Origin of the sequence: Desulfogranum japonicum DSM 18378, assembly GCF_000429945.1 — a bacterium.
Taxonomy (GTDB): Bacteria; Desulfobacterota; Desulfobulbia; order Desulfobulbales; family Desulfobulbaceae; genus Desulfogranum; species Desulfogranum japonicum.
The window spans coordinates 1-12,290 of sequence record NZ_AUCV01000026.1; the positions used below are offsets into that span (position 1 = coordinate 1).

General features: G+C 42.8%; 11 protein-coding genes, 2 tRNA genes, 1 other RNA gene and 1 pseudogene. All 15 read left to right on the forward strand.

Translation table 11 applies throughout. From position 1 onward, the window contains the following. Positions 1-462 precede the first annotated feature (462 nt). The 15 genes and pseudogenes from ffs to G493_RS33400 all read left to right on the forward strand — a co-directional run bounded on the left by ffs (position 463) and on the right by G493_RS33400 (position 12,242). Positions 463-561, forward strand: an RNA gene (ffs, locus tag G493_RS33010) — signal recognition particle sRNA small type. A 46-nt stretch (positions 562-607) separates the two neighbouring features. Beyond that, positions 608-2,521, forward strand: a complete 1,914-nt coding sequence (gene dnaX / locus G493_RS29040) for a DNA polymerase III subunit gamma/tau (RefSeq protein ID WP_051309266.1) — start codon at positions 608-610, stop codon at positions 2,519-2,521. A gap of 15 nt (positions 2,522-2,536) precedes the next feature. Continuing rightward, complete coding sequence (locus tag G493_RS0112350) at positions 2,537-2,845, forward strand: YbaB/EbfC family nucleoid-associated protein (RefSeq protein WP_028580646.1); 309 nt, start codon at positions 2,537-2,539, stop codon at positions 2,843-2,845. 13 nt (positions 2,846-2,858) lie between these two features. Beyond that, positions 2,859-3,464, forward strand: coding sequence for a recombination mediator RecR (recR, locus tag G493_RS0112355; protein ID WP_028580647.1), 606 nt, complete (start codon positions 2,859-2,861; stop codon positions 3,462-3,464). Positions 3,465-3,812: 348 nt separating this feature from the next. Then, positions 3,813-3,887, forward strand: a tRNA-Val gene (locus G493_RS0112360). Positions 3,888-3,961: 74 nt separating this feature from the next. After that, on the forward strand, positions 3,962-5,893 hold the full coding sequence (thrS, locus tag G493_RS0112365) for a threonine--tRNA ligase (protein ID WP_028580648.1): 1,932 nt from the start codon (positions 3,962-3,964) through the stop codon (positions 5,891-5,893). After that, the gene (infC, locus tag G493_RS0112370) at positions 5,847-6,482 is read left to right on the forward strand and encodes a translation initiation factor IF-3 (RefSeq protein ID WP_232363760.1); all 636 of its coding nucleotides are present in this window, start codon (positions 5,847-5,849) and stop codon (positions 6,480-6,482) included. The genes thrS and infC overlap by 47 nt, the downstream gene beginning before the upstream one ends. A 66-nt stretch (positions 6,483-6,548) precedes the next feature. Continuing rightward, a complete protein-coding gene (gene rpmI, locus G493_RS0112375) occupies positions 6,549-6,746 on the forward strand; it encodes a 50S ribosomal protein L35 (RefSeq protein WP_028580650.1) in 198 nt (65 codons plus the stop codon). 92 nt (positions 6,747-6,838) lie between these two features. Next, a complete protein-coding gene (gene rplT, locus G493_RS0112380; protein ID WP_028580651.1) occupies positions 6,839-7,195 on the forward strand; it encodes a 50S ribosomal protein L20 in 357 nt (118 codons plus the stop codon). A 9-nt stretch (positions 7,196-7,204) separates the two neighbouring features. After that, positions 7,205-8,218, forward strand: coding sequence for a phenylalanine--tRNA ligase subunit alpha (gene pheS / locus G493_RS0112385; RefSeq protein ID WP_028580652.1), 1,014 nt, complete (start codon positions 7,205-7,207; stop codon positions 8,216-8,218). Positions 8,219-8,358: 140 nt separating this feature from the next. Further along, complete coding sequence (gene pheT, locus G493_RS0112390) at positions 8,359-10,812, forward strand: phenylalanine--tRNA ligase subunit beta (RefSeq protein ID WP_028580653.1); 2,454 nt, start codon at positions 8,359-8,361, stop codon at positions 10,810-10,812. Further along, complete coding sequence (locus tag G493_RS0112395; protein WP_028580654.1) at positions 10,809-11,099, forward strand: integration host factor subunit alpha; 291 nt, start codon at positions 10,809-10,811, stop codon at positions 11,097-11,099. The genes pheT and G493_RS0112395 overlap by 4 nt, the downstream gene beginning before the upstream one ends. A gap of 158 nt (positions 11,100-11,257) precedes the next feature. Continuing rightward, positions 11,258-11,476, forward strand: a pseudogene (locus tag G493_RS34825) (MerR family transcriptional regulator); the annotation flags it as partial. A gap of 204 nt (positions 11,477-11,680) precedes the next feature. Beyond that, positions 11,681-11,757 (forward strand) — tRNA-Pro (locus G493_RS0112405). Between the two features lie 290 nt (positions 11,758-12,047). Then, a complete protein-coding gene (locus G493_RS33400) occupies positions 12,048-12,242 on the forward strand; it encodes a hypothetical protein (RefSeq protein WP_153306502.1) in 195 nt (64 codons plus the stop codon). Positions 12,243-12,290: the final 48 nt, after the last annotated feature.

Consider the following 12,290-nt stretch of genomic DNA (forward strand, 5'->3'; position numbering starts at 1 on the left):
CTGATTGTTTCGGATTTAGGGGAGCCCTGTCCAGGAGGTTGTCGGGAGAAGATTTTCGCCTACACAAAATCAAGAAGTTACAGGTGATGTATATCCCGCTACTGACTTCTTTGACGTTGGAAAGGGAAATTTTGGACGCTTTAACCAGCTGTTTTTGAGTTGTTTTATTTACCACCCCTAAATCCGAAATAATCAGAAAAAGAGTAGAGAGAGGCGTTGGCTTTTATGTAAGCTGTGTTACATTGTCACTATTGCTTAATGGGCAACTCCCGGTCCCGTGTTGATAGGGTTTGTTGTTCTGAGGCACAAAAGCAACAACTATAAAAAAAAATCTTGACGGAACGTTCTGGTAATAGTATATAGCCCGGACTCGATGAGCTGACTCCGACTTTGCTCAAGCAAGCAAGGTTAAATATACATTCTAAAAAGCTCGTCGACTCCGTACAAGATCTTTGGTGTGATAGCCGGGTCCTGTGCAACAAAGACTCACAAACCCCGTCAGGTCCGGGAGGAAGCAGCGGTAGTGAACCTCTTTGTGTGCCACAGGGGTGCCTGGCTATCTTTTTTTTCAGGCACTTTTGATTAATCAACCACCAAGGATGCCAAATTGTCGTATCTTGTCCTTGCTAGAAAATCCCGTCCCCAGTCGTTTAAAGAAGTTGTCGGACAAAAACCGATTGTTAAAACTCTGCAAAACGCACTGGCCAACAATCGCGTCGCCCATGCACTTATTTTCAGTGGAGTCCGTGGGACCGGCAAAACCACACTTGCCAGGATAATGGCCAAGGCCATTAATTGTGAAAATGGTCCTGGCCGAGAGCCTTGTAATGCCTGTACTTCCTGCCGTCAGATAACAGAGGGAAACAGTGTTGATCTCCATGAGATTGACGGTGCCTCCAATCGTGGTATCCAGGAAATTCGAGAGCTGAAAGAAAAAATACGTTTCATGCCCACCAGCAGTCGCTATAAGATCATCATTATAGATGAAGTGCATATGCTGACCACAGAGGCTTTTAACGCTCTTCTTAAAACTCTGGAAGAACCTCCCTCACATATCTTTTTCATGTTCGCCACCACAGAGTTGCACAAAGTACCGGTGACTATTCTGTCCCGTTGTCAGCGTTTTGAACTCAAACGGATTGACAGGCATGAGCTCAAACAGCATTTTAGATATCTGGCAGAAACCGAAAATATAAGTATGGATGACGGTGCGCTGGATATTGTGGCCAGAGAAGCTGGCGGGAGTGTCCGCGATGGATTGAGTTTGCTGGATCAAATATTTGCATACTGCGGGGATGTCGTTACTGCGGAGGATGTTGTCGAGGTGCTCGGCGTTGCGCATCATTCTTTGGTAGCAGATCTTGTGGAAGCCCTGCTGGAGCAGGATTTGCGGACAGTGTACTCTAAGGTTTCTGAAATCTATAACCATGGGCTGGATTTAAAAAGGTTAAGTGGTGACTTGTTATCCTGGTTCCGTAATCTTATTTTGTGTTCCGTGCACAAGGGTGATACTGGGCTTCTGGACCTTCCAGATGATGATTTAAAAAGATTACAGGAGGTTGCCGGACAGCAGGATATATCTCAATTGACATCTGTTTTTAATTTGCTTTTAACTGGTTTTGAAAAGATTCAATTCTCTTCGTATCCTAAATTGACACTGGAGTTGACATTTTTACGAGTAATCCAGGCGGGGAAAGTGGTCGAAGTGTCACACCTGATCCGTCAATTCAATGCTTTAATTGGAGAAGAACAACTACCTTTACCGTCTTTGAAAGAGGTTGGCATAGCGCCTCCTGCTGCATCCGCAGTTAGCGAAATGCCGCGCTCAACAAACCATCCGGCCGCTATTTCACCGAATCAGGCGTTAGAAATAAAGGCGAACTCGCCTTTACTCCAGGAAAGGGAGAAAGGTTCTTTTTCTGTCGATAAGCAAAACGATACTCAAAAACAACAGCAAGAGAGTGAGCCTGTTGAGAGTAACGGAAAACAAAAGCCTGGCAAAGGGGAAGTGGAAAGCGAGTCAATCGACCAACCCGAAAATTCGCAGACCGTTACCAATCCTACACGTAAAGAAAAGGATATACGTAAAAATTGGTTGCCGTTTGTTTCTTATGTCCAGGAGAGGGCTCGTTGGATGGGAGCTGCTTTACAGCACGCAAGTTCTGTCAAAAAAGTGGAAGGTGAACTGGTTATCCAGTTTGAAGATGCTGCTGACTGCACTTTGTTGAAAAATAAAGAGCATATTCGACGGTTAAGTGAATATGTGCTTGATTTTTTTCAGCAGGAGCTCACTGTTCGTTTTAAAGTCCCCGATGGAGTAGGGTGTGAGATAGACGGCCAAAACGCCATTTTGGCCCGGGAAGAGCGAAAAGCATTGGCCAATGATCCATTAGTCTTAACTGCAGTCGATATTTTTAACGGTCAGGTAGGCGATGTTCGAATAGGGCCGCGCTATCGCCAGAGTCAGGCTGCTGTTCATATGGAGCAGGAAGAAAAAATTGAACACGATGAAATCAATTAGTGGAGAATAAGACATATGAATATGAGCGATCTCATGAAACAGGCCCAGCAGTTTCAGGAAAATCTGAAAAAAATGCAGGATGAAATGGCCGGAAAAACAGTAGAAGGTTCAGCTGGTGGTGGAATGGTTACTGCTATATTTAATGGTAACAGTGAGTTAGTTACTTTATCCATTGAACCACAGCTGTTGTCAGAGCAGGATGTGACATTGGTTCAGGATCTTATTTCAGCAGCAATAAATGACGGCATCAGAAAATCTAAGGAGTTAGGTAAATCCGAAATGTCGAAGTTGACAGGCGGCCTTAATCTGCCAGGTATGTTCTAATCGGATTTACAAAATGCATATTGTACCTCCTGCATTGGATAGGCTTATCTGTGAGCTGTGCAAATTGCCAGGCATTGGTAAAAAAACAGCTACCAGACTCGCGTTATACATAATGCGTCGTTCTGCAGCAGAAGCTGCCGGGCTAGCAGAAGCCGTTGGGCAACTTCATGGTTCTATAACGTTATGTTCAAGTTGTTATACTTTTTCTGAAAAGGATCCCTGCGAGATTTGCTGTGACCATTCGCGGCAGCATTCTATTATTTGTGTGGTTGAAGAACCTGGCGATCTGCTTGCTATTGAAAAAACGAGCAGTTACAGGGGGTTGTATCACATACTTCATGGAACTCTGGCTCCCATGGAAGGCATAGGTCCAGATGAGCTGAAAATTAATGAACTTTACACCCGGCTCCGTCAAGAGAATGTGGAGGAAGTCATTATTGCCACCAGTTCAACAGTCCCTGGTGAGGCCACAGCATCATATCTGGCCGAAAAGCTTGAGCCATTTTCCCTAAAGGTGAGCCGTCTCGCGTGTGGGATACCTATGGGAATGGATATCAAATATGCTGATATGTATACCTTGGGTAAGGCTATTGAGTCGCGGCAGTCTTTTGGTCGATAAATCTTTTTGAGTCAGAGAATGTGCTGCGATGTTTTTTATTTAACCTGTTGAATATTTTTGTTTTTCGAGTAGGTGACTGGCTGGTGTATAATTGGAAATAGCTTGGATTGAAAAATTATCTTGAATATTCAGATCGTTGTATTATATAGTTCCGAGCCGATTTTATAGGGGAAATTCCAGAGCCCAGAATGCTTAAGGGTAATATAGTTGTTTGACTATGTTTTCCTGTTACACAGGGTGAAAAAGTAACACTAGGTTGACGAATTTTTCTTGACAGCCTGTAGGTTTGCAGGTATTTATACAGAGTTTGACTCATACATCAACACTAATGTGTTATAATAAATGAGTAGGCGCGTAGCTCAGTGGGAGAGCGCTACCTTGACGTGGTAGAAGTCGGCGGTTCGATACCGCCCGCGCCTACCAAAAATAATGAAAGGCTAGGATACAGTGGAGAGGTCTGTCCATTGGTCATTAGCCTTTCCTTTTTAAAGGTAAGAATGGCAGAGATATCAGTTTCCATAGCAGGCGGTGAGTCAAAGCAGTTTTCAGAAGGAATTGCTGCTGCAGATGCAATAAAAGACTTGGTTTCAAATAAACAGCGGAAAAAAATCATTGCTGTTAGAGCCGAAGACAATATTGTTGATCTTACTACGCCTTTAACGACTGATGTCGAGTTGCAGCCTATAGAAATAGGATCTCCCGAATCTCTGGAGATTTTGCGCCATTCAGCCGCCCATATTATGGCGCTAGCCGTGAAGGAGCTGTATGGCGATGGTGTAAAGGTCGCCATAGGGCCAGCTATTGCAGATGGGTTTTATTACGATTTTGATCGTGAAAAGGCTTTTACGCCTGATGAATTCGAAGCCATTGAATCAAAAATGGCTGAACTTGCAGAAGCCCGGATACCCTTTGTTCGTAAAGTTGTGGCAAAACAGGCTGCTGTAGATTTTTTTCAGAAAGCCGGCGAAGAATATAAGCTGGAGCTGTTGGGGGAAATAGAGTCTGATACAGTTTCCCTGTACGAGCATTCAAGTTTTACAGACCTTTGTCGTGGACCACATATACCTGATTCTTCCTGGCTTAAAGTCTTTAAGTTATTACGAGTGGCGGGATCTTATTGGCGAGGGGATGAGACTCGCCCAATGCTTACGCGTATTTATGGGACCGCTTTTTTTGACCAAAAAGAGCTGAAAAAATACCTGACCCAACTGGAAGAGGCCAAAAAACGTGATCACCGTAAATTAGGTAAGGAACTTGGCCTGTTTACCATACAGGATCAAATCGGACCAGGCCTGATTTTGTGGCAACCACGAGGTGCTCTTCTGAGGAAGCTCATCGAAGATTATTGGAAAGATGAACACTATAAGAATGGCTATCAGCTATTATATACTCCGCATATAGCCAGGCAAGACCTCTGGAAGACATCAGGTCATTTGGATTTTTATGGTGAGAATATGTATTCAGCCATGGAAATTGATGAGGTTAAATACCAGCTGAAGCCAATGAACTGCCCCTTCCACATTGGGGTGTTCAACTCTACTAAACACAGCTATAGAGAATTTCCTATTAGATGGTGTGAGCTCGGCACAGTATATCGTTATGAGCGTACAGGAGCTCTCCATGGCCTTATGCGTGTTCGTGGTTTTACTCAGGATGATGCCCATATTTTTTGTCGTCCCGATCAGCTGGAAGAAGAAATTTTCAATATCATTGACTTGAACCTTCATATTCTTAAAACTTTTGGGTTTGATCAATATGATGTATATCTCTCTACCAGGCCGGAAAAATATGTAGGTTCCGACGAACATTGGGAACTTTCCACCTCTGCGTTAAAACATGCTTTGGAGAAAAAAGGCCTCGCTTATGAGGTCGATCCTGGTGAAGGTGTATTTTATGGTCCGAAAATTGACATAAAGATCAAAGATCAGTTGGGACGCTCCTGGCAGTGCTCTACGATTCAAGTTGATTTTAACTTGCCTGATCGTTTTGAAATGTCGTATACAGGAGAAGATGGAGCTGAGCATCAGCCCATCATGATCCATAGAGCACTTATGGGTTCACTGGAGCGGTTTATAGGTGTGCTCATTGAACATTATGCCGGTGCTTTCCCTATATGGATGGCACCTGAACAAGCACGAATCCTTAATATTACCGATGATCAGGCTGAATATTGTGAGCAGCTGTTTGGTCAATTACGCCTGGCTGGCGTTCGTATAGAAAAAGATCTGCGCAACGAAAAGTTAAATTATAAAATTCGTGAAGCACAGCTCATGAAAATACCCTATATGCTAATCATTGGCGATCGCGAAAAAGAAGAAGGTTTGGTAACCGTACGTTTACGTAACGGAAAAAATCTTCCGCCTATGCGACCTGAGGAATTCATTGAGCATATTCAAAAAGAATGCGCTCAAGGCATATGTCCTGAATAGAATCAGGGCGGCTCATACAGACAATTCAACTGGAGGAACGGACATTAAGAAGCGCGGCAGAAGACTTCCCCAACAGCAGGAAATAAAAGCAAAAATAAACGATGATATACGCTACCCGAAAATTAGGCTGATCGGAGCCGACGGGAGCCAACTTGGGATAGTCAGCTCAAAGGAGGCACTGGACGCAGCCTACGACCAGGGACTCGATTTGGTCGAGGTAGCAGATAAGGCAGATCCTCCAGTTTGTCGTATCATGAACTACGATAAATATAGGTATGAGCTGAAGAAAAAACAGCAGGAAGCCAAGAAAAAACAAACTGTTATTGAGACCAAAGAAATTAAATTCAGACCAAAAACTGAGGAACACGATCTCAATTTCAAGATTAGGAAAATCAGGCAATTTTTAGATGCCAAGAATAAGGTCAAGGTTACTATGCGGTTTCGAGGTCGCGAGATTGTATATGCACAATCCATTGGTCTTGATGCCTTGAATAAAATTGCTGACTCGTTACGTGAGGATTGTGTTATTCTGCAGGAACCAAAAATGGAAGGCAGACAGCTCGTCATGTTTATTGGTCCGAAACCCTGAGAACCACCAGCCCTATTAATTATATCAGTAATATCGTCTCAGTACAGAGAAGAGCAGGAGAGTATCATGCCAAAAATGAAAACAAACAGAGGTGCTGCTAAAAGATTTAAAGCAACAGGCTCGGGAAAAATTCGTCGAGCTAAAGCTTTTACTTCACACATTCTGACTAAAAAATCTACCAAACGCAAACGCAATCTGCGTCAGGCTGGTTTAATTGCAGAGTCAGATCAAAAAGCAGTAAAACGTATGCTCCCTTATATCTAAGAGCATTACCTGCTGAGCAAGTGTAACTTTCAGCACGTATCAGGATTATTACCTTCTTAACGTGTAAAGATTTTATTGTTGGAGATAGAAACATGCCTCGTGTTACCCGTGGCTTTAAGGCCCGCCGTAGAAGAAATAGAGTATTAGCCCTGGCAAAAGGCTACAGAGGTGGAAAAAGTCGCCTTTGGCGTACAGCAACTGAAGCTGTTGATCGAGCACTATGCTTTGCTTATCGTGATCGCAGAACCAAAAAACGTGAATTCCGTCGTTTGTGGATCAGCCGCATCAGTGCAGCTGCTAAAATGAACGGGACTAACTATTCACAGCTGGCTGGTGGTCTTCGTAAAAATAGTATTGAACTTGATCGCAAGGTACTCTCTAACCTCGCCATAGTGGACCCCAACGCTTTTTCAGTAGTTGTTAAAACAGCTGGTCAGGCAAACGCATAGCGGGGCAATATGGAAAGCGAGCTGCAACAGCTGAAAGAGCAAGCTGAAGAAGCACTGCAGAATATAAATAACGACCAGGAGCTTGAGTCCTTTCGGATACAATATCTGGGACGTAAAGGCGGTGTTATTACAGGTCTGATGCGTCGGTTGTCCTCAGTCGATAAGGCAGACAGACCTCGATTTGGCGCATTGGCAAACTCTTTAAAAAATGAAATCGAGCAACTCTTTGAGCAGAAGAAAAATGCTTTAGGTGCAGGCCTGTCGACCAAAGGGGCATCTGATATAGATACCAGCCTACCAGGCCGGTTCCTTCCTTTTGGTAAACTCCATCCAATTACACAGGTCATGGAGGAGATATGCTCTATTTTTGAGTCACTTGGTTTTGCTGTTGCAGAAGGACCCGATGTTGAAACGGATTATTACAATTTCGAGGCTCTAAATATACCTCCGCATCATCCTGCAAGGGATATGCACGACACGTTCTATGTTACAGATTCAATCCTGTTGCGAACTCACACTTCTCCTATGCAGGCGAGAATTATGGAAAAACAGGATCCTCCGTTGCGTTATATCGCTCCGGGTAAAGTATATCGATGTGACTCTGACATAACTCATACCCCGATGTTTCATCAAGTCGAGGGGTTTCTCGTTGACAAGCAGGTATCTTTTGCTGATCTGAAAGGCGTGTTGACCAGCTTTACCCATCACATGTTTGAAAAGGAACTTGCTTTAAGGTTTAGACCAAGTTTCTTCCCTTTTACTGAACCAAGTGCCGAAGTGGACATAGCCTGTGTAATCTGCGAAGGTAAGGGATGCAGGGTATGTAAAAAAACCGGATGGCTTGAGATTTTAGGGTCAGGACTTATTGATCCTGAGGTCATGCGTATGGTTGGGTATGATCCTGATGTTTATTCAGGTTTTGCATTTGGTTTAGGTGTCGAACGTATCGCAATGCTGAAGTATGGGATTGACGATATTCGTCTCTACTACGAAAACGATCTTCGTTTCTTATCTCAATTTTAAAAGCATCTTGTATTTTCGATATACTTTGATGTAACGAAGGTGAAACGGGTAATATCCCGTGTTTTCACCCTTCAGTTTTGTAAATACTGAAGGGTGAAATTCAACTTCCGAACCAGTTTCTCTTTCTTCAGGATACTGTCATGAAATTTACCTTGAGCTGGCTTAGCAATTTTGTTTCCCTTGAAGGGATAGACGCTCAACTTCTAGCAGACAAACTGACCATGCTCGGCCTAGAGGTGGATGCTGTTGAAGAGTTATTCACTGATCTTGATCATGTTATCTGTGCACGTATCGAAAAGGTAACCAAACACCCAAATGCCGATAAATTGACGATCTGCGAGGTAAACACGGGGAGTGGAGACACACTTCAAATTATCTGCGGCGCTCCCAATGTACGAGAAGGGATGATTTCAGCTTTAGCTTTACCAGGCACTGTTCTTCCCGGTGGGGTAAAAATTAAAAAGTCGAAAGTTCGAGGTGAGGTATCCCATGGAATGCTTTGCTCCAGCCGTGAGCTTGGATTAAGTGAAGAACATGCTGGAATACTTGATCTTAATCCTGACCTTACCCTCGGTACTCCGGTAAATAGAGCCCTGGGATTACGGGATACCATGATCGAAGTTGATCTCACCCCCAACCGGCCAGATTGTGCAAGCGTATTGGGAATTGCACGAGAAGTTGGAAGCTTTACCCATCAATCAGCACGATTGCCTATTAAAGAGGTTACCTCTTTCAGTGGTGATAGTGTTGATTTTAAAATCATCGTTGAAAATCCCGAGTTATGCCCTAGATATGCCGCACGGAAAATTTCAGGAGTGCACATCGGACCTTCTCCTGATTGGATGCAACGACAACTTCTTGCTGCTGGCATGCGTCCCATCAATAATGTGGTGGATATCACAAACTTTGTAATGCTTGAATTGGGTCAGCCGCTTCATGCTTTTGACTTTAACACTATTGAAGGCAATACAATAGTTGTACGTTGTCCTAGGGACACAGAGACTCATTTTACAACCTTGGACAATGTCGAACGAGTTTTAGAGTCTGATATGTTGATGATCTGCAATGAACATCAACCTGTTGCCGTTGCTGGTGTAATGGGTGGGCTTGAGTCAGAAGTTACCGATACCACGGTTGATGTTCTTTTGGAATCTGCCTGTTTCAATCCTGTTTCCATTCGCAAGACTGCCCGCAAGCTTAATATACCTTCTGAAGCCAGTTATCGTTTTGAGAGAGGGGTTGATCCAGAAATAACTCTGATTGCTTTAGAACGCGCTGTTCAGCTCCTGGAAAAATATGCCAACGGCAAAGGATTTCCTGATGCCCTTGATGTGTATCCTGGCAAAAAGGATATGCTTACATTATCCTTACGCCCGGAACGTGTTAACAATTTGCTGGGTATACAACTCGATCACGCTGAAATTATACGTCTTCTGGAAAGTATAGAGTTTGAAGTCTCTGAATTAGATGGTGTACTTAATGTCCAAGTACCATCATTCAGGGTTGATATTGAAAGGGAAATTGATTTGGTAGAGGAGATCGCCAGGTTAGTCGGGTTTAATGAAATTCCCACTACACTCCCTAAAATTGGCATGGATTCTCCCAAAAAGGATCCCATGCGTGTTTTGAGGAAAGAAATCGCCGATATCATGACTTCCATGGGCTTCTATGAAGCCATTAACTATAGCTTTATATCTGAAAAATTTCTTGATTCTCTTTGCCTTGCCGATAATGATCCTCGCCGTAAGACAACTGACCTGTTAAATCCTCTTTCAGAAGATCAAGGGGTTATGCGGCCTATTATGCTGCCAGGCCTCTTGGAAAATATCCGTCATAACCTTAACAGGCAACAGACAGGTGTAAAGCTTTTTGAAATAGGAAAAACTTTCAGCCAACAAGTTCAGGGTGAATTACCGAAAGAGAATTACCATCTCGCTGGTGTCCTTTGTGGCGATAGGTATCCATTTGCCGAGCAAATGTATCATTCAGACACACTCGCAGATCTGTTCGATTTGAAAGGTAGTGTACAGCAACTCCTTTCTGTATTACGTTTCAGTAATGAGTCCTCACCAACCCATTGGCAGGTACTTGCTCAGGAATCTTTTGACGCCAGGTATTGTGAACTTGCTACAACTCTTGAGATAGTGGTTCAAAATATACAGATTGGACTCCTTGGCTCTATTCGCTCAGACGTTTTAGCTGATTTTGGAATTAAACAGCCCGTATATTTCTTCGATATAGATCTTAATACACTGCTAACTGTTAACAGACTAGAGAAGAAATTTTCGTCTCTTCCTAAATATCCCGCTGTTAAACGTGACATAGCGTTGCTTGTGCCCGCTGATATTCCTGCTGGGCAGTTATTGGCAGGTATTAACGATCTCAAGGAAAAAATGGTTGAATCTGTTTGCCTGTTTGATGTATACAAAGGGCAAACAATTGAAAAAGGTTATAAAAGTGTAGCTATATCAGTTACATATCGAGCAGAAAATAAAACGCTTAACGATAACGCTGTGGACAAAATTCACAAAAAAATAGTGGATAAGCTGATGTCACAGTTCAACGCACGATATAGAGAAGGATCTGTTGTATGAAAAAGAAGAATGTAACTCGAAAAGAACTCGCCATCTCAGTAAATGAAAAACTTGGCGTTTCCCAACGAAACGCTGCTGAGATTGTTGATACCATTTTTTCTACCATGAAAGATACTATGGTTGCCGGAGAGTCTATTAAACTCGTGCAATTTGGCACCCTGTCTGTAAGAGATAAGGCACCAAGGCGTGGACGCAATCCTCGAACTGGTGAATCTATGACCATCACCAAACGGCAGATGGTTTCTTTTCGTCCCAGCAAACGTTTAAGGGAGCGCTTGAATAAATAAGCAAACCTGTTATATTTATGATGTTGAATCAGGGAGGTAAATTCTTTAACTGCATAGGAAATTCCATAGTATAAATCATCAATGTACCGATTTTATACGATAAAATCATAAATACATTGGCGTTAATTATACAACTGGCCGACAGGATTACTAATCGCGTGAAAATTCCTGATAAAAAATATTTTAGAATTGGAGAAGTCAGTACCATTGTGGGTGTGGACACTCATGTTCTTAGATATTGGGAATCAGAATTTAAAAACATTCGACCAGTTCGTGGGAAATCCAAGCAGCGATTATATCGGCGTCAGGACATAGATAATCTGCTGCTTATTCGTAATCTCCTCCATTATGAAGGGTACACGATATCTGGTGCAAGAAAATTGCTTGAGCGTCGAGCTGAGGAAAATACTGCGTATTATCTTTATAAAAAGAACCGGGAACGCGAACGGCTCAGATATATAAAAAATGAACTTACAGCTATAATCGGTCAGTTAAAGAGTACTGTGTAAAAAAACTCAACAAAGAGTTGACATAACCACCCTGAAAATGCTAGAAACACTGCACGCAAAAAAACATTGGGTCGGAACGTAGCGCAGCCTGGTAGCGCACCTGAATGGGGTTCAGGGGGCCGGAGGTTCAAATCCTCTCGTTCCGACCATAAAATACAAGCACTTACAACTTCGAGTTGTGAGTGTTTTTTTTTTTACAGATGTGGATAATTTTCGATTAGCACGGATGGTCAATTTTGGGTTGTCATTTCTAGAAAGACAACAGGGCGACCGAAATAATGTCGTACAGCTCACAACAGTATGTGTATTCATGTGCTCTCTGCGGTATCATCTGCAAACAGAGTGTGATATACTTTATACACTATGGTAATGAAGTCTTTTTAATTCAGATAGCGAGTTGATAGCTTTTCTGTGTTTTGATTTGTCAGGTTAACATATCATGAGTAACTCACTTAATTCTCTACAGATTAAAATATTTCAAACTCTGAGCAAAGAGAAAGAAATGGATGTCGATGCCTATATTCAGCAGTTCTCTACGCAATATCTCTGCAAAGAAGTTACAGCTTTTGCTGATTTGACTGAAGAGGAAGGGGATGCCTGGATTACGAAAGCTTATTTGGATTCTCTTTTGTGATATAAACTATCAAGGAAGACTCTATCTATCCTTATAGAGTATCTGGCC